A 21,940-nucleotide genomic window follows, 5' to 3' on the forward strand; every position below is an offset into this window, starting at 1 on the left:
CGACCACTTGGCGGCTACGTTACTGCTCCATTCGGGTGACTTAGCGAAGAAATGACCATTCCACTTCGCATGTGGTCGCCAACGGTGCAAGGTTGTCGCGAGGGCTGGAGAGGGCAGTGGGGAGACATGACTCGTTTCGTGACGAAGCTTGCCGCCGCGACGGCGGCCTTCGCTTTGGCGTCGGTCCCGGGGCTCGCCTCGGCGCAGACGACGCAGGCCGTCGATGAGAAGACCGGCCCCGTGTCGTTCGCGAACGTGGCATCGGTGCGCATCGGGAACCCGGGATCGCTGATCACCGAGACCCAGCGTTCACCGCTGACGCCCGGCCAATCGAAACTCTCCCCGGATCGCACCGTCGTGCCCCGTGACGACGGCGAGCGGAACACCTTCGGCAAGAAATGGGACATCAACCTGGGCCGCTACGGCGCGGACAGCCCGTACCCGGCCGGGATCGCCAGCCGCGACCACAACGTGCTCGCCGCGCTGCAGCAGACCACCGTCCCGACTGCGGTCGCGGAGAGCAACTACGCCCTGATCGACAACGGGCGCGGCGGCGCGAAGCCCGCCGATAACACCGTGCTGGTACTCGAAGGTGCGAAGAGCGCCGTCGACTGCAGTTCGCCGAGCAAGGCGACGTCGTCGACGAGCGTGGGCAAGATCTGGGTGCGGGACGAGAACGGCGCGCTGAAGCCGTCCGGCGCTTCGGGCGTCGACGTCAAGGGCCTCAAGCTCGGCCCGCCGTCGCTCGTCGCCAACGAGAGCCCCAGCAAGGACAAGACCACCTCCGACCTGACCGTCTCCCGGGTGACCGCCTTCGACCAGCTCATCCGGCAGAGCGGCTGGCGCGACGGCGACGTGACCGCGGTGGCGGGCTGGAAGCTGGACATCGTCACGCACGTCCGCGACGAGGCCGGCAAGGATCTGCGCGAGGCCCGCACGACGATCGTGCTCGGCGGCGTGAGCTGCGCGATCCCGAAGAACTTCGTGGCGAAGCCCGCCGGTGGCACCGGACCGGGCGCGGCACCCGAGCAGCCCGCGGTGCCCGGAACGGTCCCCGCGGGCGGTATCCCGCCGCAGGCCGACGACTCGACGCGGACCGTGGTCGGGCTCGGACTGCTGGGCGGCGGCATCGTGATCGGCGCCGCGGCCATGCTGCTGTTCCGTCGTCGCAAGCCCGTTCCGGTGCGGGAGAAGTAGCGGCCTCGTGCGGACCTGGCTGGCGGGACTCTCCGCCGTCGTCTCCGCGCTCGCCATCTCCGCGGGCGTGATCGTGCTGACCTGGATCCCGCCGGAACCGGCTGGGGTCTCGCTGGCTGAACCCGCGGTCATGCCGGGCGACGAAGGCGCGCCCCTGGCGTTGCCCGCAGACAATTCCAAGCGCGGACAGCGGCCCGGCACCATCCGCCTGCCCGAAGGCGGATCGGCGAAGCTCGTCCGCTCCGAGGTCAACTCCGACGGCACCCTCCCGATCCCGCGCGGGCTCGGCGACGCGGCCTGGTGGGGCGCGCGGCTCGGTGCCGAAGCGGGTACGGCGCTGATCTCCGGGCACGTCAACTGGGGCGGCGTCAAAGGCCCGTTCGACGAGCTGTGGCGGATGCGGGAAGGCCAAGAGGTGGGCGTCAGCGACGCGGCGGGCGGGATCTGGGTCTACCGGGTGCGCGAGGTCGTCACCGTGCACAAGAACGATCTGCCCGCGCAGGCGGCGAAGCTGTTCGCGCAGAGCGGGCCGCACCGGCTGGTGCTCGTCACCTGCGGCGGCGACTACCTCGGCGGGACCGACGGCTACCGGGACAACCGCGTCATCGTCGCGACTCCCGTCTCCGGCCCGCCCGCCTGACTGCCCGCCCGAAACGCGAGAAGTCGGTGCAACCCACTTCGGCTCGCGTCGCGTGTCTAGCGACACCGGCCGCTCCGGCGGCTTGACGCGAGCAAGGAGTAATACCCGATGGTGGGACAGTTTGACGTGGACGACACCGCCGCGGCGGGCGAGGAGCAGCCGAAGAGGCGCTCCAAGCTGGGGTGGATCCTCGCCTCCGCCGCGATCTTCGTGGTGGCGGCCGTGGTCGCCGTCCTGGTTTTCACCGGAAAGAGTGATCCGGTCGTCGAGGCCGCTCAGGGCCAGGCGAACACGTCCGCGGGGCAGACGTCCGCGGAAGCCCCACCCGAGACGGGCCAGGCCCCCGGCACGGTCAAACTTCCCGGTGGTGGCACGGCGAAACTGATCCGCAAGGAACTGACCGCAGACGGAACCCTCCCCATCCCCGAGGGCCTCGACGAAGCCACCTGGTGGGGCGCGAAACTGGGCGCCGACCAGGGCGCGTCCCTGCTTTCCGGGCATGTGAACTGGAAGGGGAAGAAGGGCCCGTTCGACGAACTGTGGCGGCTCAAGACCGGCCAGGAGGTCGCTCTCGTCGACACCGACGGCGGCAAGTGGGTCTACAAGATCAGCGAGATCGTCACCGTGCACAAGACGAAGCTGGCCGAGCAGTCGGAAAAGCTGTTCGGGCCGGACGGGCCGCACCGGCTCGTGCTGGTCACCTGCGGTGGCGAGTACGTCGGCGGGACCGACGGCTACGAAGACAACCGCATCGTCACCGCCTCGTTGGTCAACCGGCCCTGAGCCGTCCGACCTCGCCGGAGGTCGTGTGGGGACGGGCGGTTAGGCTTGTCGTTCTAGTCCGATACCCGTCCCCGCATGCTTCGGAGCGTGGAGTGCCCGCCAACACCATTGAGACCGTCGTCAGCCTGTGCAAGCGTCGAGGCTTCGTTTTCCCGTGTGGAGAGATCTACGGCGGTACCAAGTCGGCGTGGGACTACGGGCCCCTCGGTGTCGAACTCAAGGACAACATCAAGCGCCAGTGGTGGAAGACCGTGGTGCAGAGCCGGGACGACGTCGTCGGCCTCGACTCTTCGGTCATCCTGCCGCGCCAGGTCTGGAACGCGTCGGGTCACCTCGACGTCTTCACCGACCCGCTGATCGAATGCCTCTCCTGCCACAAGCGGTTCCGCGCCGACCAGTTGGCCGAGGACTTCTCCGCCCGCTCGGGCAAGGAGGTGTCCGAGGACGACCTGTCCGAGGTCCCGTGCCCGAACTGCGGCAACCGCGGGCAGTACACCGCGCCGCGTGACTTCAACATGATGCTGAAGACCTACCTCGGCCCGGTCGAGTCCGAGGAAGGCGTGCACTACCTCCGCCCGGAGACCGCGCAGGGCATCTTCATCAACTTCCTCAACGTGCAGACCGCGGCACGCAAGAAGCCGCCGTTCGGCATCGGCCAGATCGGCAAGTCGTTCCGGAACGAGATCACGCCGGGCAACTTCATCTTCCGCACGCGCGAGTTCGAGCAGATGGAGATGGAGTTCTTCGTCGAGCCGGGCGAGGACGAGACCTGGCACCAGTACTGGATCGACGCGCGTACCGAGTGGTACAAGGACCTCGGCATCAAGGCGGACAACCTCCGCCTTTACGAGCACCCGAAGGAAAAGCTCTCCCACTACTCGAAGCGCACCGTCGACATCGAGTACCGCTTCGCGTTCAACGCGGGCCAGGAGTGGGGCGAGCTCGAAGGCATCGCGAACCGCACCGACTACGACCTCACGACGCACTCGAACCACTCCGGCGTCGACCTGTCGTTCTTCGACCAGGCCACGAAGCAGCGGTTCCGCCCGTTCGTCATCGAGCCCGCGGCCGGGGTCGGCCGGTCTATGATGGCGTTCCTGGTCGACGCCTACCACGAGGAAGAGGTGCCGAACGCCAAGGGCAGCACCGACACCCGCGCGGTGCTCAAGCTGGACTACCGGCTCGCGCCGTTCAAGGTCGCCGTCCTCCCGCTGTCCCGCAACGCCGACCTCACGCCGAAGGCGCGCGACGTCGCGGCGACGCTGCGCAAGCACTGGAACGTCGACTTCGACGATGCCGGCGCGATCGGCCGCCGCTACCGGCGCCAGGACGAGATCGGGACGCCGTACTGCGTCACCGTCGACTTCGACTCCCTCAACGACCACGCGGTGACCGTGCGGGAGCGCGACTCCATGGCGCAGGAGCGGGTCGCGATCGACAAGCTGGAGTCCTACCTGGCGGGCCGCCTGATCGGCGCCTGACCCCTGACAACTGTCACCCTCAGGTCGTGACGCGCGGCCCAAGGCCGGAACGCCCCGGCGCGACATGCTTTGGGCATGCGAGAACAAGACATCACCGCGGGGGCAGCGGTACGACTTTCCGGCCTGCGTAAGCATTACGGTGAGGTCCACGCCGTCGACGGCGTGGACCTCACGATCGCGCCGGGCGAGGTGGTCGCCCTCCTCGGCCCCAACGGCGCGGGCAAATCCACCACGGTCGACATGATCCTGGGCCTGACCGTGCCCGACAGCGGCACCGTGGCCGTCTTCGGCCGGAAGCCGTCCGACGCCGTCGGCGACGGGATGATCGGCGCGATGCTGCAGGGCGGCGCGCTCGTCGAGGATCTCACGGTCGCCGAGACCGTCGGCATGGTCGCCGCGCTGCACCGCAAGCCGATGCCCGTCCGTGAGGCGCTGCGCCGCGCCGGGATCGAGGACATCGCGAACCGGCGCTCCACCAGGCTTTCCGGCGGGCAGAAGCAGCGTGTGCGGTTCGCGGTCGCGCTGGTGAGCGACCCCGATCTGCTGATCCTCGACGAGCCGACCGCCGCGATGGACGTCGGCACGCGCCGCGAGTTCTGGAAGTCGATGTACGAGTACACGAACTCCGGTCGCACGGTCCTGTTCGCGACCCACTATCTCGAAGAGGCCGAAGAGTTCGCCGACCGTGTCGTGCTGATGCGGTCGGGGCGGATCGTCGCGGACGGTTCGGTCGCGCAGGTGCGTGCGCTGGCAGGGGGACGCACGATCCGCGCGGCGGTGCCCGCGGCGGCGGAACCGGTGATCGCGGGGCTGCCCGCGATCACCGGTTTCGAACTCCGCGGCGGCCGCGTCGCGATCTCCAGTTCCGATTCCGACACCACGCTGCGGGCTCTGATGACCGAAGTCCCCGAAGCGCACGACATCGAGATCAGCGCCGTCGGCCTCGAAGGCGCGTTCCTGTCCCTGACCACTGACAGCACCGAAGACACCGAGGAAGCCGTCCGATGAACCCGACCTATCTCAAGACCGAGATCGTCCGCACCTTCCGTTCGACGCGGTTCGTGCTCTTCGCCGTCGCCTTCCCGGTACTGATGTTCCTGTTGCAGAGCAACGTTTTCAGCTCGGCAAGCATGAACATCTCCGGGGTGATCATGGTCAACATGATGGCCTTCGGCACTTTCTCCGCCGCGATGACGAGCGGCGCGAAACTGGCCATCGAGCGGTCCACGGGCTGGCAGCGCCAGCTGCGGCTGACCCCGTTGACCGGCTCCGGTTACCTCGGCGGCAAGGCGCTCTCGGCGATGCTCGTCGCCCTCCCGTCGCTCCTGCTCGTGCCGCTCATCGGCGTCCTCTTCCAAGACGTCCACCTCGACGCCTCGGGCTGGCTGCGGCTGGTGTTCGGCATCTGGCTCGGCGCGATCCCGCTGGTGCTACTCGGCCTGCTGCTGGGCCAGTTCGGCACGCCGGAGTCGATGCAGCCGATGAACATGATCGTCACGATGGGCATGGGCTTCCTCGGCGGCCTGTGGATCCCGATCGACGGGATGCCGTCGTGGATGGCCGACATCGCCCAGGTGACGCCCACGTACTGGCTGATCCAGCTGGTCCGCCCGGTCGTCACCGACCATCTGACGGTGAGCCTCCCGGCCGCGCTCGGTGTGCTGGCGGCGTGGACCGTGGTCCTCGGGGCGCTGGTGGTCAGGCGTTACCGTAAAGACAGTGCGCGGGTCTGAGAAAAGGGTGAACCGGTGAGCGACTACCCGGGCAGGGTGAAGACGGGCTTGAACAGCCGGGAGAACTGGTGGTCGGACATGCCGCCGCGGACCGGCCGGGGACCCCGGCCGGGGCGGTGGGCGATCCTCGGGATCGCCTTCGTCCTGCCGACCTTCATCCCTGCGGCGGTCGACTTGGTCACCGACGGGGCGACCGGGAAAGAGCTGGTGATCGCCGCTCTCCTGATCGTCTACGGCTCCTGCTACGTGCTGTTCCCGCTCAGCTTCCGGCCGTCCCGGCGGAAGACGACCTACGTCTTCTCGGTGCTGATGCTGCTCGTCGGCCTGGCCCTGGTCTTCCTGCACGACAACAACCCGTACATCCTGATCTACGCCACGGCGGTGCTCTCGTTCACCTTGCCGCCGGCGTGGGCGGTGATCCTGGACGGCGGGGCCCTGCTGCTGGTGCTGGCCGTCCACCTGGTCATCGGGAAGGACGACTTCGGTGACCTGGTGGCGGCCACTTCGATCACGGCGGCGATGTTCTTCATGGCGAACCTGGTCCGCGCGGTACGGAGACTGGAAGCGGCGAACCAGGAGATCGCGACGCTCGCGGTGGCGGGTGAACGCGAGCGGCTGGCGCGGGACCTGCACGACATCCTCGGCCACAGCCTCACCACCATCACGGTCAAGGCCGGGCTCGCCCGCCGGATCCTGGAGAGCGGCAAGGACGATCCCCGCGCGCTGCAGGAGATCAGCGACGTCGAGAGCCTGACCCGCAGCGCGCTCTCGGACATCCGCGCCACGGTCTCCGAGTATCGCGAGGTGTCGCTTTCGGCGGAGGTCGCCGGGGCGCGGGCGGCGCTGCGGGCGGCCGAGATCGACGCGGACCTGCCGCACGCGGTGGACAACGTCGAACCCGCCCTGCAGCGGACCTTCGGTTACGTGCTGCGGGAGGCGGTCACCAACGTGCTCCGGCATTCCGGGGCCAAGCTGGTCAGGGTCCGGCTCGGCAAGACCTGGCTGGAGATCGAGGACGACGGCGAAGGCGGCGAGGTCGCGGCGGGGAACGGCCTGCGCGGGCTCACCGAACGGCTGGCCGCGGTCGGCGGGACCTTGACCGCCACCGCGCCTCCTGGGGGAGGATGGCTCGTCCGCGCGGAGGTACCGGAGTCCGCCGTGCGGAGCGGCGCGCGTGCGCCGCTCACCGAACCCGCTGGAGGCTGCGCGTGATCCGGGTCCTGCTCGCCGACGACCAGGCCATGGTGCGTGGGGCGCTGGCCACCGTGCTCGGCCTCGAAACCGACATCGAGGTGGTCGCCCAGGTCGGCTCGGGCGACGAAGTGCTCCAACGGGCGAAGGAAACCGCCCCGGACGTCGCGCTGCTCGACGTCCAGATGCCGGGCAAGGACGGCCTCGAAGCCGCCGCCGAACTGCACGGCGCGCTGCCGTCGTGCCGGATCATCATCTGCACCACCTTCGGCAGACCCGGCTACCTCTCGCGGGCGATGGCGGCGGGCGCGGCGGGGTTCGTGGTCAAGGACGCCCCGCCGGAGCAGCTCGTCGACGCCGTCCGCAGGGTCCACAGTGGACTCCGGGTGGTCGATCCGGCGCTCGCCGCCGAATCGCTCGCCACCGGCGCGAGCCCGCTCACCGGACGCGAGCACGACGTCCTCAAGGCGGCCAAGGACGGCAGCACGGTGGCCGGTATCGCCGCTGCGCTGCACCTTTCCGAAGGCACCGTGCGCAACCATCTTTCGGCCGCGATCGGCAAGACCGGGGCGAGGACCCGGGCCGAGGCGGTACGGCTCGCGGAAGAGCACGGCTGGCTCTGAGATCGTCTCGCCGCTCTGCGAGAATCACCCCCGTGAGTACCGCCGAACGGACCAAGCCCACCCGCGCGAATCGGGTGCGCCGGATCCTCGCGGGGTTCCTGCTGATCGTCGTCGCGGTGATCGGCGGGACGGCGTTCCGGGTCTGGCAGGTCGCGCGGGAAGACGTGCGCGATCGGGCCGACGTGATCGTGGTGCTCGGCGCGGCCCAGTACAACGGCAGGCCGTCGGAGATCTTCCAGTCGCGGCTGGCCAAGGCGAAGACGCTGTACGACCAGGGCGTCGCGAAGGTCATCGTCACCGCGGGCGGCAAACGGGCCGACGACAACTACACCGAGGCGCAGGCCGGGGCGCAGTGGCTGCGCAAACGCGGCGTGCCCGAGTCGGCGACACTGCCGGTCGGCGAGGGGAGCGACACCCTGCGCAGCCTGCGCGCCGTCGCCGAACAGGTGCAGAAGCGAGGCTGGAAGACCGCGGTGCTGGTCAGCGACCCGTGGCATTCGTTCCGCGCGCGGGTGATGGCCGACGACCTCGGGCTGGAGGCCTGGACGTCGCCCACCCATCGCGGCCCGATCGTGCAGACCCGCGAGACGCAGGCGCGCTACATCGTCCGCGAGACCGGCGCGCTGCTGTACTACCGCCTCACGAAGTCCCCGGCGGACACGCTGTTCGGCACCGGCGAGGTCTGACGTCGCGGTAAGTGTCGGTGATCGCGTTTAAGCTGGTCGCGTGGACACCTACACCGAGGCCGACAGGGCGCGTCTGCTGCCCGAGCGGCCCAAGGGCGCGGCGCTGGAAGGCGCCAAGGACGGGCGGAGCGCCTTCGCCCGTGATCGCGCGCGGGTGCTGCACTCGGCGGCCCTGCGGCGGCTGGCGGGCAAGACCCAGGTGGTCGGCCCCGGTGAAGGCGCCGAGGTCAGCGGTGTGCCGCGCACCCGGCTGACCCATTCGCTGGAGGTCGCGCAGATCGGCCGCGGCATCGCGGACGAACTGGGCGCGGACCCGGATCTGGTGGACACCGCCGGGCTCGCGCACGACATCGGGCATCCGCCGTTCGGGCACAACGGCGAGCGCGCGCTGAACGAGGTCTCGCAGCCGTGCGGTGGTTTCGAGGGCAACGCGCAGACACTGCGGATCCTGACCAGGCTGGAGCCCAAGGTCCTGCTCGAAGGCGGGGCCGCCGGCGGGCTGAACCTCACCCGCGCCTGCCTCGACGCCTCCACGAAGTACCCGTGGCCACGTGAAGAGGGCAATCCGAAGTACGGCGTGTACGCCGACGACACCGAGGTGTTCGCGTGGGTCCGTGAAGGTGCGCCGGACCGCCGCACCTGTCTGGAAGCGCAGATCATGGACTGGTCCGACGACGTCGCGTACTCCGTGCACGACGTCGAGGACGGAGTGCTGGCCGGCCGGATCTCGTTGCGGGTACTGGCAGACGCCGAGGAACGCGCGGCGGTGGCCGAGGCTGCGCGGAGGTTCTCGGACCAGTCGCAGTCCACTTTGGAGGGTGCGGCGAAGGAACTGCTCGACCTGCCCGTGGTCGCGGAACTCACCGAGCCGGGACTCGACGGATCGCTCAAGGCACAGGTCGCGCTGAAGCGGCTGACGAGTGAACTGGTCGGCCGGTTCGCGACGGCGGTCGTCGGCGCGACGAGGGAGGTGTACGGCGAAGGGCCACTGAGCCGCTACGCCGCGCGGCTGGTCATCCCGGAGCAGGTCGCGGCCGAGGTCGCGTTGTTCAAGGCGCTCGCGCTGCGGTACGTGATGAGCGACAGGCGGCGCCTCGCGATGCAGGACGGCCAGCGGCAGACGGTCGCCGAACTGGTCGAGGCGCTGTGCCGCCGCGCGCCGGACGCGCTGGACGGCCTGTTCCTGCCCGCGTGGGAGGCAGCCCCGGACGACGCGGCCCGCCTGCGCGTGGTCGTCGACCAGGTGGCGTCGCTCACCGACGCGCAGGCGCACGCGTGGCATGCCTGGCACACCGGCCGCCACGGCTGAGTCGTGAGTGGTAAGTGGGGTTAGAACGACACTTGCCACTCACGACCACCCCGACCGCCTCGGTACCGGCGCCCTCGCCCGCCTGAGGTACGTGAAGGACCCCTTCATTGCGCTAGGCGCAATGAAGGGGTCCTTCACGTACTTGCGAGAGAAGCGCGGCGGCAGCTTCGCGACACGCCACCTCGCGTCACCCCTGGAACAAAGAGGGGAACTTTCGGACAGGAGACGGACGGGCCCGTGCACGGTACGGTCTGCGGCATGGGAGCTGTCGAAAGCCACCTCCGGTTTGGTCTGGACCTCTATCGGGTGCTGGCGAGCCGCGCGGAGAACGCGTGCTTCTCGCCGTACTCGATCGCGAGCGCGCTCGGCCTGGTGACGCAGGCCGCCAAGGGCAAGACCAGAGACGAACTGATCGCGCTGCTCGGCGATCCGGACGAGCTCGCCGACCTGCTGGGCAAGGCCTCGTCGCTGCTCGACGACGGCCCCGAACTCGCGGTCGCGAACACGCTCTGGGCCTGGGACGGGCTCACGCTCGAGAAGTCCTTCCGCGAGGAGCTCGCCACGTGGCCGGGCGGCAAGGTCGAGAGCGCCCCGTTCGGCGAAGATCCGGAGGCCGCGCGGCGGCTGATCAACGCCGATGTGGCGGAGGCCACCCGCGAACTTATCCCCGAACTGCTCAAGCCGGGAACGGTCGCGCGGGACACCGTCGCCGCGATCGTCAACGCGCTGTATCTCAAAACCGCGTGGACCAATCCGTTCTCGCGTGACAACACCGCGCCCGCGGACTTCCACGCGCCGTCCGGTACCCGTACGGTGCCGACGATGTGGCTCGAAAAACAGCTCGACCACACCCACGAGGACGGCTGGCAGGTCGTCCGCCTCGGCGCCGAGGGCGGGGTGGAGGCGATCATCCTGCTGCCGGACGGCGACCTCGACGACGCCGAGCTCGACGCGGGCAAGCTGGCGGGACTGCTGGAGAACACGCGGTCCAAGACGCTCGCCCTGTCACTGCCGAAACTCGACTTGGACGTCGACAGCCCGTTGACGGCGAAACTGCAGGAACTCGGTGTGCGGACGATGTTCACCGCCGCCGCCGATCTCACCGGGCTCGCCGACGACGACCGGATCGAAGTGTCCGAGGTCGTCCACCAGTCCGTGCTCCGCATCGACGAACAGGGCCTCGAAGGCGCCGCAGCGACGGCGGTGCTGATGCGGCTGACGTCGATCATGGTCGAGGAACCGCTGGAAGTCGCCGTCGATCGTCCCTTCCTTCTGCTCGTGAGGCATGCCTCGACGGGTGTGATCTACTTTCTCGCCCGCGTTGTCGAGCCGTGAGGATGGTCAGTGAGTCTTTTCCAGGCTGAGGCGGCTGCCGTGGAGGCTGACGAGACTCCCACGAGACCCCGCCGGTTCGCCGCCGCCGACGCCGCCATCATGGGCGGCTTCCTGTTGTTCGCCTTCCTGCTCTACAACGGGCTCTGGCTCGATCTCGAAGAGGGCTACCTCTGGAACAGCGCGTCGGACCAGAACCTGTGGGAGTGGTTCTTCTCCGTCACCGCGGACAACGTGCTGCATCTGAGGAACCCGCTCAGCTCGCACTTCCAGAACCATCCGCTCGGCGTGAACCTGATGGCCAACACGGCCATGCTCGGCATCGGCATCCCGCTTTCGCCGATCACACTCGTCTTCGGCCCGACGCTCACCTGGGCCATCGCGCTCACCGGCGGTCTCGCCGGCACGGCGGCGGCCTGGTACTGGGTCTTCTCGCGGCATCTGGTCACCCACCGGGTCGGCGCGGCCATCGGCGGCGCGTTCGTCGGGTTCGCCCCGCCGATGATCTCGCACGGCAACGCGCACCCGAACTTCGTCGCGTGGTTCGTCCTGCCGTTCATCGCGCTGCTGGTCTTCAAGATCGCGCGCGGCGAGCGCCCGGTCCGCAACGGGATCTTCCTCGGTCTGCTGGCGGCGTACCAGGTCTTCCTCGGTGAAGAGCCGCTGCTGATCTTCGCGATGGCGTTCGCGATCTTCGCCATCGGCTACTTCGCGACGAACTACCGCGAGTTCCCGCCCATGGCGAAACCGCTGGGGATCGGTGTCGGCATCGGTGTCCTCGTGGCGCTCGTGCTGTGCGCTTTCCCGCTGTGGTGGCAGTTCTTCGGCCCGCAGAGCTATCAGGCGATCGAACACGGCCCCGTCGGGAACGACACGGCCGCCTTCACCCGGTTCGCGACGCAGTCCGTCGCCGGGCAGGCGCAGGCCGCCGCGGACGTGTCGATGAACCGCACCGAGGAGAACGCCTTCTTCGGCTGGCCGCTGATCGTGCTGATGGTGGTCATCACCGTCTGGCTGTGGCGCGAGGTGTTCGCGCGGGCGCTGGCGATCTCGATGTTCGTGATGGCCTGGCTCTCGCTCGGCGTGCAACTCGTCGTGGTGCACGAGGAAACCGGGATCCCGGGACCGTGGAAAATCCTTTCGGAGCTACCGCTTTTCGAATCCCTGCTGGAATCACGGCTCGCGATGGGCTGCATACCGCTCATCGGCGCTCTGCTGGCCTTGGCGACCGAACGCGTCCACACGGTCGCGTCGAAGCTGCCCGAAGTGCCGGGGGAGCGGCGATTCCCGTTGCGGCTGGTGTGGATCGGCGTCGTCATCGCGGTCCTGCTGCCGATCGCGCCGACACAGCTGATCGTGAAGGAACGGCCGCCGACACCGAAGTTCCTCGCCGACGGCACCTGGCGGTCCTATGTCGCGCCCGGCGGGACAGTGGTGCCCGTGCCGTTGCCGAGTTCCGGCGAATCCGAGCCGCTGCACTGGCAGATCGACGCGGGGCTCGGCTATTCGATGCCGGAGGGCTACTTCGTCGGCCCGAGCGGCCCGGAGGACAAACGCGGCCGCTACGGCGCCATCCAGCGGCCGACGTCGATCATCTTCGACCAGATCAAGCAGACCGGGGTGCCGGCGACGATCACCGAGTCGCAGCGGGTGCAGGCGCTGGAGGATCTGCGGTACTGGAACGCCGACGTCCTCGTGCTGATCCCGCGCGAACACCAGGACGCTTTCCGGGCCACCGTGGATCTGCTGCTGCGGAAGCCCGCCGAGTTCGTCGACGGCGTCTGGGTCTGGGACGTCCGGACGATCACCCCCTGACAGCCCCTGCGTTTTGTCCTCTGAATCCGGAGATGCCGGAGAACGGACCGTGATCGAAAAGGTGGCGTGGCGCACGTCACCGGGGAGCGCCTGTCACGTCCGCGCGGGCCGTCTCGTCCACCTGGTGTTCGCAACCGCACGAGGAGGACACCATGCCGCGTATTCCCGTCGTCAAGACCGCCGATGCCGGTTTCCTGCTGAAGCTGATCTACAAGTTCGCCGGGAAGCGCTTCGGTGCCGTGCCCGAGCCGATGGCCGTCTACGCGCACCATCCGGCGCTGCTCCGGGCGAACGGCGTGCACGAGATGCTGGCGGAGAAGGCCAGCAAGACACTGTCGCCGAACGTGCGCGAACTGGCCGTGTACCGCGTCGCGACCCGGCTCGGCTGCTCGTGGTGCATCGATTTCGGGACCATGCTGCAGTTGCACGAAGGGCTCGACATCGAACGGCTGAAGAACATCGACGACTACGCGAAGTCGCCCGCCTTCACCGCGCAGGAACGGCTCGCGCTCGCGTACGCCGACGCGATGACCGCGAGCCCGGTGACCGTCACCGACGAGCAGGTCGCCGAACTGGAAGGCGAGTTCGGCCGCAAGGGCGTCATCGAATTGACCTACCAGATCGGCCTGGAGAACATGCGTGCCCGGATGAACAGCGCGCTCGACATCACCGCGCAGGGCTTCACCTCGGGCGACGCCTGCCGGATCCCGCTTCCCTGACCTCCCGCGTTTAGTCGTCTGAATGCGTCGTGGGCGCATTCAGAGGACTAGGAACCGGCACGGGTCCGCGCGGTGGTGAGCTTGTCCGGGTTCGCCATGTCGTAGATCGCCACGATCTTCCCGTCGCGGATGACGAAGGCGTCGACATGCTCGTCGAGCGCCCGGTACTGCTCCGATGCGGACTGCGGCGGGATGTAGAGCCCGAGGTCGCCGTTGACCAGCGCGAGCCGCGCCTGCTCGATCCCGGCCGGGTCGTACATCCGCATGAGCCCCTGGAACAGCCGGGTGACCTTGTCGAACCCGGTGACCGTGTGCACCGCCGTGCGCGCCTTGCCTCCGCCGTCGCCGACGAGGATGACGTCCGGGTGCAGCACCTCGGCCACCGCCTGGATGTCGCCGGTGAGCATCGCTGCCATGAACTTCTCGATGATCTGCTGCTGCTCGGCGAGCGCCGTCCGGGGCGGCGGGTCGGCGTCGGCGACCGCGCGGCGGCCGCGGGAACCGTGCTGGCGCGCGGCCTCCACCGTGCAGCCCAGGATCTCGGCGATCTCGCCGAACGGCACCGAAAACGCGTCGTGCAGGACGAACGCGACGCGCTGCTCGGCGGTCAGCCGGTCGAGGACCACCATCGCCGCCATCCGCATCCCGTCGTCGCGGACGGCGACAGTCAGCGGGTCCTCCGACGCCGGCGTGCCCAGCGGGCCGAGCACCGGCTCGGGCAGCCACTCGCCGACGTACCGCTCGCGGCGCACCACCGCCGAGCGCAGCCTGTCGAGGCAGATCCGGCTGACGACGGTGGTCAGCCAGCCCTGGTGATCTTCGATGGCCGAGCGGCGGCGTTCGTCGAGGCCGCTCAGCCGCAGCCACGACTCCTGGACCGCGTCCTCGGCGTCGGACAGCGCGCCGGTGAGCCGGTAGGCGACCGACACCAGATGGGGACGCAGAGTGGCGAAGTTCCCGGCGAGTTCGTCCAGGGCGGTGCTCATTCCCCGAGTGTGCCGCACAGTGCTCCGCGAGCACGGCCTAGAGTGGTGAACGTGGCAGGACGGATTCGGGAGAGCGACATCGCGGAGGTGCGCGAGCGCAACCGGATCGACGAGGTCATCGGTGATTACGTGGCGCTGCGCAGCGCCGGCGGCGGCAGCCTCAAGGGGCTTTGCCCGTTCCACAACGAGAAGACCCCGTCGTTCAACGTGCGCCCGACTCACGGCACCTTCCACTGCTTCGGCTGTGGCGAAGGCGGCGACGTGATCAAGTTCGTCCAGAAGATGGACCTGATCTCGTTCGTCGAGGCCGTCGAGCGGCTCGCGGATCGCGCGGGCTTCCGGCTGACCTACGAAGGCGGCGGCGGAAGCGTCCAGCGCGATCGCGGCACCCGCGCCCGGCTGATCGAAGCGCACCGCGCGGCCCAGGAGTTCTACGCCGAGCAGCTGCTCACCCCGGACGCGCGCGCGGCGCGGGACTTCCTGTCCGAACGGGGTTTCGACGCGGCCGCCGCGCAGACGTTCGGCTGCGGGTACGCCCCGGCCGGCTGGGACAAGCTCACCAAACATCTGCTCAACCGCGGGTTCGAGGTCAAGGAGCTGCTCACGTCCGGGCTGGCCAAGGAAGGGCAGCGCGGGCCGATGGACCGGTTCAACCGGCGGCTGCTCTGGCCCATCCGCGACGTCGGCAACGAGGTCGTCGGGTTCGGCGCGCGGCGCCTGTACGACGACGACCGCGTCTCGGCGAAGTACCTGAACACCGCGGAATCGCCGATCTACAAGAAGTCGCAGGTGATGTTCGGCCTCGACCTGGCCAAACGCGAGATCGCGAAGCGGCACCAGGTCGTCGTGGTCGAGGGCTACACCGACGTGATGGCGATGCACGCCGCCGGGGTCCCGACGGCCGTCGCGTCGTCGGGGACGGCGTTCGGCGAAGACCACATGAAGGTCCTCCGGCGGCTGATGATGGACGACGACGCCTTCCGCGGCGAAGTGATCTTCACCTTCGACGGTGACGAAGCCGGTCAGAAGGCGGCGTTGAAGGCCTTCGAAGGCGACCAGACCTTCGCCGGGCAGACCTACATCGCGGTCGCCCCGGACGGCATGGACCCTTGCGAACTGCGGCTCGCCAAGGGCGACACCGCGGTGCGCGACCTGGTCGCGCGGCGGATCCCGCTGTTCGAGTTCGCGATCAAGAGCATGCTCAAGGCCTTCGACCTCGACTCCGTCGACGGTCAGGTCGCGGCGCTGCAGAAGACCGTCCCGATGGTCGCCGGGATCAAGGACCGCGCCAGCCGCGACGGCTACGCGTCGAAACTCGCCTGGTGGGTCGGCTGGCAGGACGCGGCGCAGGTGGTGAACCGGGTCCGCGGCAGCGCGGGGGCCTCGGCGAAACGCTCCACCGTCGAGGTCCGGCGGCCCGCTCAGGCGGCCACGGCCACCGCCGAGGAGGACCTGCCGAGGCCCGCGCCCGGCGATCCGCGGTTCACCGCGCAGCGTGAGGCGCTCAAGGCGGCGCTGCAGCAGCCGATGCTCGCCGGGGCGGAGTACGACGCGCTCCCCGAGGACGCGTTCACCCACCCGGTCTACATCGCCATCCACAAGGCGTTGCTGGCCGCCGGGGGAGCGGGTTCCGGGCTGACCGGGCCCGCCCTGCTCGACGCGGCGGCCCCGCACTGTCCGCAGGGGACGGTGCGGCGAGTGCTCAGCGAGCTTTCGGTCGAACTGCTGGGCACCAAGGGCGCTGTCGACTCGCGCTACATCTCCGCGCAGCTCGCGGCGGTGCAGGAAAGCCTGGTCGGCCGCCAGATCAACGACATCAAGTCGAAGCTGCAGCGGCTTTCCCCGGTCGAGGCGCCGGACGACTACCGCGCGTTGTTCGGCGACCTCGTCGCGCTCGAGCAGTACCGGCGAGCGCTGAAGGACCAGGCCATCGGCGGATTGGACTGAGCATGGGCTGGCTGCGTCACCTGATGGGTGACCGTGTCCCGGCGGATTTCGGCGGCTCGCTGGCGGACGGCGAACACATCGTCGGGAGCGCGGCGGTCGAGGGCGGCGGATATCTGCTGGTCACGCCGCTGGGGCTGTGGATCCCGGGACCGCGCAGGGTCGGCTGGCATCTCGTCGGCAAGGCCGCGTGGTCCGACGGGGTGTTCACGCTGACCGAGTCCGAGGAGGTCGGGACCTCGGGGAAGGCCGTGCTGCTGGCCGACAAGGCCCCGGTCCGGTTCCGGCTCGCCCAGCCGGGCAAGGTCCCGATCCTGGTGAGGCAGCGTGTCGACGGCTCGGTCCGGGGGCGGCACCGCAAGGACCTCGAAACCGGGGGCGCGTGGTTCGTCGAACGCAAGGTCCCCGGCCAGGACGGCACGGTGCTGCAGGTGCGGCCCGATCCGGGCACGGACGTCGATGTGGTCAAGGCGATCGCCGAGGAAGCGGCGGAGAAACTGGCCAACCCACGCGGCTAGCAGTACGCTCGTACTGTATCGCTGGGAGGCGCCATGTGGGATCCGGTCAAATACCTCGACTACGCCGACCTGCGGGCCCGGCCGTTCTATGACCTCATCGGCCGGATATCGGCCGAGAAGCCCCGCCGGGTCACCGACCTCGGCTGCGGCCCCGGGAACCTGACGGCTGACCTGGCGGAACGCTGGCCGGACGCGATCATCGAGGCCAGTGACAGTTCACCCGAAATGGTCGAGGCCGCCCGCTCGCGGGGCGTCGAAGCGCGGGTGCTGGACGTCAACGACTGGGCGCCCGAACCGGACACCGACGTCGTCATCTCGAACGCCGTGCTCCAGTGGGTGCCGGAACACCGGGTCCTGCTCCGTCGCTGGGTGGATCTCCTGCCGTCCGGGGCGACGCTCGCGTTCCAGGTCCCCGGCAACTTCGACGCCCCGTCGCACGCCCTGGTCCGTGACCTCGCGCGCACCGAAGAGTGGGCGCCGCGCCTGGCCGACGTCGTCCTGCGGGAGAACGAGGCCGTCGACAGCCCGCTCGGCTACGGCGCCCTGCTCGCCGACGCGGGATGCGCCGTCGACGCCTGGGAAACGACGTATCTGCAGCGGCTGGCCGGGGAGGACGCCGTGCTCGAATGGATCACCGGCACCTCGCTGCGGCCGGTCAAGGAGGCTCTCCCCGGCGCCGACTGGGACCACTTCCGCGCGCAGATCGCCCGCAAACTGGACGAGGCCTACCCGCCGCGTCCCGACGGGACCACCTGGTTCGAGTTCCGGCGCGTCTTCGTGGTCGCCGTCGTGAGCTGAAGGGAACTTTCCCCTCGTCAGACGCGGCGAAAGGGCCCTTCGCCGCGTCGCATGCGGTGAAGGGCCCCCTCAGCTCGTCCAGGGCAGGGTCAGCGCTGTGCGGACCGCCCGAACCTCTCACCGACCTTGGCGCGAGCGACCCCGGCGGCGCCCTGCACCATGGGGTGGTCAGCGATCTTGCGGTACGTCCGCACGATCTGCTCGTACCGTCCCCGGCCGGCCTTCGCGCCCAATACGTAGCCCGCGGCCGCACCCAGCAGGAACATCTTCATCCGAGTCCACGCCTCCGTTCGATCTTGCTCCGGCTGCCATTGTCCCTCAAAACGCGAGCTTGACGAGGTGACGCCGAAAGTGGGGGGTGGGTGCGCGGCCACCGGGGGTCATGGGCTAAAGTTCTCTCATCGGTCGGAGCGATCCGGCTGGTACGGAGCACAATCCCCTGTAGCTCAACTGGCAGAGCATTCGGCTGTTAACCGGAGGGTTCTTGGTTCGAGTCCAAGCGGGGGAGCTCAAGCCCAGGTCTGATGACCTGGGCTTCTTCGTTTCTGGGGTACTGCGGGCGGCTTGATGTCGATTTTGACGCTTGTCCAACGGCAACCGTGTGGCCGTTGAAGCCGCGGTGTTGGGGCCGTTGGTGGGCTTGTGAAGCACTTCGAAGTCTCTACGCGTCGCTTTCGTGGGTGGTGTCACTGTCGGTGGCACCTCGCGCTGAGCGCTCCGGTTCGGTGATTACGCCGCCCGGTACGGCGCTGTCCTGCACCGGCTGACCGAGGCCACCGTGGAGTGTGAAGGGCCAGCGCACGGTCAACGGCATGCCCCCTCGCCGCTGTGGGCGAGCGATCCCGCGGGCGCCGGCCAAATCGGCTGCGTCTACAGCGCGCAGGGCTTCGAGTACGAGCACGACGACGCCCTCCACGGCGCGACAGCTATGGGTGCGCAGCGCCTACCGCGTGCTGCTCACCCGGGCCAGGGCGGGCACCGTCCTCTACGCCACCGACACAGAAATCCGCGCTCTGCCGCACGACCTGATCGAGGCATAGCCGAACGCCCCGCCGTCGTTCGCGGACTTGGGCAGGAGACGGCCCAGTGTCAGTAGAAAGGGCCGACGAACGGGCACGATGTTTGGTGGACAGACTCGCGGGTTGAGGCGTGTTCCTGCACGGAACACGATCGAGTCTTTGTGTTCGCGTGAAACCAGTCCGCGAGCGGCAACCTGGTCTTCGCCGATCTGTGTCAGATGACGCAGACCCGCAGGACTGGGAAGCGGCATCCTTCACGGGCCCGGAATTCCCGGGTGTCGGATTGACAAAAGGGGGATTTTCTTGTTCTCCATGCTGAGGTCCAAACCATATTCCGCGCGGACGAGCGCGAGCCGCACGCGGCTCCGCAGCACGGCCGCGGCGGCCGGCATAGCCGCTGTCGGGCTTGTTCTCGCAAGCGCGCCCGCCGCCACGGCTGCGCCGGCTTCCGTCGTTCGGACCTTCTACGTCGACTACGGAGCCAGCTACGCCTCAGGAACCGCCACCTTCACCAACCGGACGGTGCTCCTCGAAGGAACCCTGCACGCCGTCGGGTGTGGCCGATCTGTCTATGGCTATTCCTACGCGGGATCCAACTATCTCGACACCGCGAGTTCGACTCCGCGCTGTAGCGGAGACTGGCCGATCGATGTCCCGGTCCCCGCGAACAAGCCGGGCGGTGCCGACAGCGTTTTGATCCAGTTGGACGCCCCGGACGGCGCCGACTCCGTGTGGGTCTATCGCTGATCGGATTGTTCGGCAGTAGTTCAGCGCGATCGTGTGGGGAAAAACCCGGCTCGACCGGTCTTCCCGCGCGATCGCGCTTCCTGCGGTACCCACAAGGTCACCTATTTCCCGAGTTGCGACGGTAGCCGAGTCGCGCCGAACGCGGCCTGGTGTCGAGGAGGTCGAGGAGTCGAGGAAGAGAGTTTCGATCAGCTAGACTTCCCGGACTCTGACTCGGAGGACGAGGCCGGCATGATCACCGAAATCGGGGCACTGGTCGGGAGCAGCCTTGAGTTCACGGTCATCGAGACCAACTTCCCCAAGATCCCGGATGTCGGCACGAGTGTCGAAGTGGTCGGGGAACCCCGCCGCTGGCGGATCAAACCAGGAGCGGATCCCTCGTGAACCGACTTCTAGTTCGAGGGCTCGCCATACTGATGGTCGGTGGGATGGTGGTGCTGACTGGTTGCGTAACGAGTCCGCCGCCTCGGCCGCCGGGGCCGTCGGTGTCAGTTCCGCCCATCCCCGCGCCCTTGAACGGCGACAAGTTCATCGCCGATCCGTGTGCGGCGATCACGGTGGATCAGTTGCAGAGCATCGGCTTCGGTGACGGCAGGATTGAGCAGACCCGGGAAGGCCAGTGTCTGATCGTGTTCGGTCCGTCGGTCGACGTGACCACATCATGGTTCCCGCCGCTGCGGGAGAGCATCACCACGCTGTACAGGGACCGTGCACTAGGCCGCGATACCGGCAACCACTGGGAAGAAGTCACGATCAACGGCTACCCGGCCGTGATCGTGGATGTCGAAGAGAACATCCCAGGCCGACGAGACAAGGGCCCGAAGGCCTGCAGACTGGTGCTCGGCGTCGATGACAACACGTTGGTACACATTAAAACCAACACGAGGGAAAAGCCCGAGGCCGGTCCCTGGCAAGCTGATCCCTGCGGCGCTGTCAAGAAGATCGCTGAGTTCGTCATCGACAACCTCCGAGGTTAGGGGCTCCGTGCCCCGTCGGGATCTCGAATCCGGCGCCGGTAAGAGCCTTCGACCGCGGCGATCCAGGGGAGTGGCACGTCGGCGCGAGATGATCCTGTACGGGCCGCATCGTGGGATGGGTTCGCTCGGGCCGGAAGCAAGATTGGTTCGGGCGCAGAACACGTCCGGGCCGTCGGGCCAGGACGCTGGGACAAGATCATGTTCGCCGATGGCGGATCGGCCTTCCAATCGCCGATCCTCGCCACGATCGGAATCCGCGTGCGGACTCAGTGGTGATCTCCCGGACGTGGCAGAATCGGTTCATGCTTGTTACGCCCAAACCAGGAGTTACTCTCAAGCAGATCGACGAGACGTTGCTCAGGTTGAGCGGCCGCATTGGTAGCTCCGGCTCAGTCACATCGTCGGGTCCAGGCTCTTCCGCGGCGAGGCTGTGGAGCTACTTGAGCTGGGTTAGTTTGGCTACCCGCGAGTTGTCTTCACAGATTTCGAGAGACGATGTCGAGGAACTTCTCGACCTTCAGGGTTATCGCGGATTGATGACCATGGGGCCAGCATGGGCGGCGTCTGTGGGTGGGAACGAGCAGGAGCGAATCTTGAACGGGCTGGTCTCGGACGAGATCCATAAGCGAACTGGCGCTCTGAGCGCCACGCGTGCGGGAATTGCTGAACAGGTACTCCTGTGGTCTGGCGGTTTTGCCGAAACTATTGTATTCGACACGAGTGTGTATCTCTCTTATCCAGAAAAGATAGACAGTATCGACTGGTCGAAGTTTCGCCAACTGGGAGCAGTGGGTTTCAGGCTGGTCGTGCCGACCATGGTGATCGACGAGCTGGATTCGACGAAGAGTGATGATATGCGAGGGCGTGCAAGCTTTTCCCTTGCCGTACTCGACGGAATTCTTCGTGGCGATGGTCGGCTGGTAAGTGACCCTGTGGAAGTGAAGGTTCAACTGCTTGGAGATCCGATCGGGCATCGGCGACTGCCGATCAACGACCAAGAGATTGTTGCCCGTACCTTGGCTTTGCAATCGCTTGTTCAGGCCAAAGTGACTCTCTTGACTTGTGATACGGGTATGGCGTTCCGTGCACGAGAGGCTGGTCTTCGTGAGATCAAGCTCGAACGACGCGATCCGCGAGGCGACAAAGCGAAGGCCAGGCAGGCTAATGCTCAGAAGAAGGTCGAGAGTCCAGAACTGGAAGTCTAGTTGACCGCTCCAAATTCAGGGCGAGCGCGGTTAGACGTCTGCACAGCGGATCAGGGTCGGCGCAGGTCATCACGGTGAGCGCTATGCTCGGCGTGTCCTCGGTGAGCGGGCGGAACCGCACCGCGGGGCACGATATAGGCCTCGGCGATGTGGCCTGCCAACGTGCGGAGCACGGGCTCGCCGGCGATGACCGCTTGCAACTCATATCCCATGTCCTCATTCTCGTCTTGTAGCTGG

Annotated in this window: 23 protein-coding genes and 1 tRNA gene; 22 read left to right on the forward strand and 2 right to left on the reverse strand. The window is 68.0% G+C overall.

Translation table 11 applies throughout. The features are described 5' to 3' along the window. Positions 1 to 126: 126 nt before the first annotated feature. From ACZ6YV_RS26650 to ACZ6YV_RS26710, 13 genes are all read left to right on the forward strand, one after another. On the forward strand, positions 127 to 1,197 hold the full coding sequence (locus tag ACZ6YV_RS26650; protein WP_465512200.1) for a hypothetical protein: 1,071 nt from the start codon (positions 127 to 129) through the stop codon (positions 1,195 to 1,197). Between the two features lie 7 nt (positions 1,198 to 1,204). Then, entirely contained in the window at positions 1,205 to 1,837 is a 633-nt protein-coding gene (locus tag ACZ6YV_RS26655; protein WP_465512201.1) for a class F sortase, read from the forward strand. A 108-nt stretch (positions 1,838 to 1,945) separates the two neighbouring features. Beyond that, positions 1,946 to 2,620 (forward strand): class F sortase, encoded by a 675-nt coding sequence (locus ACZ6YV_RS26660; protein WP_465512202.1) that lies wholly within the window; start codon positions 1,946 to 1,948, stop codon positions 2,618 to 2,620. Between the two features lie 92 nt (positions 2,621 to 2,712). Next, a complete protein-coding gene (locus ACZ6YV_RS26665; protein WP_378241852.1) occupies positions 2,713 to 4,101 on the forward strand; it encodes a glycine--tRNA ligase in 1,389 nt (462 codons plus the stop codon). 75 nt (positions 4,102 to 4,176) lie between these two features. Further along, the gene (locus ACZ6YV_RS26670) at positions 4,177 to 5,109 is read left to right on the forward strand and encodes an ABC transporter ATP-binding protein (protein ID WP_465512203.1); all 933 of its coding nucleotides are present in this window, start codon (positions 4,177 to 4,179) and stop codon (positions 5,107 to 5,109) included. Then, positions 5,106 to 5,834, forward strand: a complete 729-nt coding sequence (locus ACZ6YV_RS26675) for an ABC transporter permease (RefSeq protein WP_465512204.1) — start codon at positions 5,106 to 5,108, stop codon at positions 5,832 to 5,834. Before ACZ6YV_RS26670 ends, ACZ6YV_RS26675 begins: the two co-directional genes overlap by 4 nt. 15 nt (positions 5,835 to 5,849) lie before the next feature. Then, positions 5,850 to 7,046 (forward strand): sensor histidine kinase, encoded by a 1,197-nt coding sequence (locus ACZ6YV_RS26680; RefSeq protein WP_465512205.1) that lies wholly within the window; start codon positions 5,850 to 5,852, stop codon positions 7,044 to 7,046. Further along, a complete protein-coding gene (locus ACZ6YV_RS26685; RefSeq protein ID WP_378241848.1) occupies positions 7,043 to 7,648 on the forward strand; it encodes a response regulator transcription factor in 606 nt (201 codons plus the stop codon). Before ACZ6YV_RS26680 ends, ACZ6YV_RS26685 begins: the two co-directional genes overlap by 4 nt. A 32-nt stretch (positions 7,649 to 7,680) precedes the next feature. Beyond that, positions 7,681 to 8,334, forward strand: coding sequence for a YdcF family protein (locus ACZ6YV_RS26690; protein WP_465512206.1), 654 nt, complete (start codon positions 7,681 to 7,683; stop codon positions 8,332 to 8,334). Positions 8,335 to 8,374: 40 nt separating this feature from the next. Further along, positions 8,375 to 9,643, forward strand: a complete 1,269-nt coding sequence (locus ACZ6YV_RS26695; RefSeq protein ID WP_465512207.1) for a deoxyguanosinetriphosphate triphosphohydrolase — start codon at positions 8,375 to 8,377, stop codon at positions 9,641 to 9,643. A gap of 258 nt (positions 9,644 to 9,901) precedes the next feature. After that, positions 9,902 to 10,978, forward strand: coding sequence for a serpin family protein (locus tag ACZ6YV_RS26700; protein ID WP_465512208.1), 1,077 nt, complete (start codon positions 9,902 to 9,904; stop codon positions 10,976 to 10,978). Positions 10,979 to 10,987: 9 nt separating this feature from the next. Further along, a complete protein-coding gene (locus tag ACZ6YV_RS26705) occupies positions 10,988 to 12,790 on the forward strand; it encodes a glycosyl transferase (protein ID WP_378241844.1) in 1,803 nt (600 codons plus the stop codon). Between the two features lie 152 nt (positions 12,791 to 12,942). Continuing rightward, positions 12,943 to 13,509, forward strand: a complete 567-nt coding sequence (locus ACZ6YV_RS26710) for a carboxymuconolactone decarboxylase family protein (RefSeq protein ID WP_465512209.1) — start codon at positions 12,943 to 12,945, stop codon at positions 13,507 to 13,509. A 47-nt stretch (positions 13,510 to 13,556) separates the two neighbouring features. On the opposite strand, the gene ACZ6YV_RS26715 is transcribed toward ACZ6YV_RS26710, so the two are convergent. Beyond that, positions 13,557 to 14,495 carry a sigma-70 family RNA polymerase sigma factor gene (locus ACZ6YV_RS26715; protein WP_465512210.1) on the reverse strand — a complete coding sequence of 313 codons (939 nt, stop codon included), beginning with the start codon at positions 14,493 to 14,495 and terminating at the stop codon, positions 13,557 to 13,559. 42 nt (positions 14,496 to 14,537) lie between these two features. Between ACZ6YV_RS26715 and dnaG the strand changes: the two genes are divergently transcribed. From dnaG to ACZ6YV_RS26730, 3 genes are read left to right on the forward strand one after another with little or no spacing between them, the layout of a single operon-like run. Next, positions 14,538 to 16,442: a DNA primase gene (gene dnaG, locus ACZ6YV_RS26720; protein ID WP_465512211.1), complete on the forward strand. Its 1,905-nt coding sequence runs from the start codon at positions 14,538 to 14,540 to the stop codon at positions 16,440 to 16,442. A 2-nt stretch (positions 16,443 to 16,444) separates the two neighbouring features. Further along, positions 16,445 to 16,957 carry a hypothetical protein gene (locus ACZ6YV_RS26725; protein WP_465512212.1) on the forward strand — a complete coding sequence of 171 codons (513 nt, stop codon included), beginning with the start codon at positions 16,445 to 16,447 and terminating at the stop codon, positions 16,955 to 16,957. A 33-nt stretch (positions 16,958 to 16,990) separates the two neighbouring features. Beyond that, entirely contained in the window at positions 16,991 to 17,755 is a 765-nt protein-coding gene (locus ACZ6YV_RS26730) for a trans-aconitate 2-methyltransferase (RefSeq protein WP_465512213.1), read from the forward strand. 89 nt (positions 17,756 to 17,844) lie between these two features. Here ACZ6YV_RS26730 and ACZ6YV_RS26735 read toward each other — a convergent pair whose 3' ends face one another. Continuing rightward, complete coding sequence (locus tag ACZ6YV_RS26735) at positions 17,845 to 18,027, reverse strand: hypothetical protein (RefSeq protein WP_465512214.1); 183 nt, start codon at positions 18,025 to 18,027, stop codon at positions 17,845 to 17,847. A gap of 163 nt (positions 18,028 to 18,190) precedes the next feature. Between ACZ6YV_RS26735 and ACZ6YV_RS26740 the strand changes: the two genes are divergently transcribed. The 6 genes from ACZ6YV_RS26740 (at position 18,191) to ACZ6YV_RS26765 (ending at position 21,703) form a co-directional block, all read left to right on the forward strand. Beyond that, positions 18,191 to 18,263 (forward strand) — tRNA-Asn (locus ACZ6YV_RS26740). A 304-nt stretch (positions 18,264 to 18,567) separates the two neighbouring features. Beyond that, positions 18,568 to 18,795: a DNA/RNA helicase domain-containing protein gene (locus ACZ6YV_RS26745; protein ID WP_465512273.1), complete on the forward strand. Its 228-nt coding sequence runs from the start codon at positions 18,568 to 18,570 to the stop codon at positions 18,793 to 18,795. A 282-nt stretch (positions 18,796 to 19,077) separates the two neighbouring features. Continuing rightward, positions 19,078 to 19,521, forward strand: coding sequence for a hypothetical protein (locus tag ACZ6YV_RS26750; protein ID WP_465512215.1), 444 nt, complete (start codon positions 19,078 to 19,080; stop codon positions 19,519 to 19,521). A gap of 231 nt (positions 19,522 to 19,752) precedes the next feature. Beyond that, positions 19,753 to 19,905, forward strand: coding sequence for a hypothetical protein (locus ACZ6YV_RS26755; RefSeq protein WP_465512216.1), 153 nt, complete (start codon positions 19,753 to 19,755; stop codon positions 19,903 to 19,905). Between the two features lie 44 nt (positions 19,906 to 19,949). Next, positions 19,950 to 20,498, forward strand: a complete 549-nt coding sequence (locus ACZ6YV_RS26760) for a DUF3558 domain-containing protein (protein ID WP_465512217.1) — start codon at positions 19,950 to 19,952, stop codon at positions 20,496 to 20,498. Positions 20,499 to 21,091: 593 nt separating this feature from the next. Then, positions 21,092 to 21,703, forward strand: a complete 612-nt coding sequence (locus tag ACZ6YV_RS26765) for a PIN domain-containing protein (protein WP_465512218.1) — start codon at positions 21,092 to 21,094, stop codon at positions 21,701 to 21,703. Positions 21,704 to 21,940: the final 237 nt, after the last annotated feature.

The sequence above is a fragment of the Amycolatopsis sp. NPDC102522 genome (assembly GCF_055584485.1).

Excerpts from the sequence above, each read along its gene's own strand:
- ACZ6YV_RS26650 (WP_465512200.1), top strand. The coding sequence starts at position 127 with ATGACTCGTTTCGTGACGAAGCTTGCCGCCGCGACGGCGGCCTTCGCT.
- ACZ6YV_RS26660 (WP_465512202.1), top strand. The coding sequence starts at position 1,946 with ATGGTGGGACAGTTTGACGTGGACGACACCGCCGCGGCGGGCGAGGAG.
- ACZ6YV_RS26670 (WP_465512203.1), top strand. The coding sequence starts at position 4,177 with ATGCGAGAACAAGACATCACCGCGGGGGCAGCGGTACGACTTTCCGGC.
- ACZ6YV_RS26675 (WP_465512204.1), top strand. The coding sequence starts at position 5,106 with ATGAACCCGACCTATCTCAAGACCGAGATCGTCCGCACCTTCCGTTCG.
- ACZ6YV_RS26700 (WP_465512208.1), top strand. The coding sequence starts at position 9,902 with ATGGGAGCTGTCGAAAGCCACCTCCGGTTTGGTCTGGACCTCTATCGG.
- ACZ6YV_RS26710 (WP_465512209.1), top strand. The coding sequence starts at position 12,943 with ATGCCGCGTATTCCCGTCGTCAAGACCGCCGATGCCGGTTTCCTGCTG.
- ACZ6YV_RS26715 (WP_465512210.1), bottom strand. The coding sequence starts at position 14,495 with ATGAGCACCGCCCTGGACGAACTCGCCGGGAACTTCGCCACTCTGCGT.
- ACZ6YV_RS26725 (WP_465512212.1), top strand. The coding sequence starts at position 16,445 with ATGGGCTGGCTGCGTCACCTGATGGGTGACCGTGTCCCGGCGGATTTC.
- ACZ6YV_RS26730 (WP_465512213.1), top strand. The coding sequence starts at position 16,991 with ATGTGGGATCCGGTCAAATACCTCGACTACGCCGACCTGCGGGCCCGG.
- ACZ6YV_RS26735 (WP_465512214.1), bottom strand. The coding sequence starts at position 18,027 with ATGAAGATGTTCCTGCTGGGTGCGGCCGCGGGCTACGTATTGGGCGCG.
- ACZ6YV_RS26745 (WP_465512273.1), top strand. The coding sequence starts at position 18,568 with ATGCCCCCTCGCCGCTGTGGGCGAGCGATCCCGCGGGCGCCGGCCAAA.
- ACZ6YV_RS26755 (WP_465512216.1), top strand. The coding sequence starts at position 19,753 with ATGATCACCGAAATCGGGGCACTGGTCGGGAGCAGCCTTGAGTTCACG.
- ACZ6YV_RS26760 (WP_465512217.1), top strand. The coding sequence starts at position 19,950 with ATGGTGGTGCTGACTGGTTGCGTAACGAGTCCGCCGCCTCGGCCGCCG.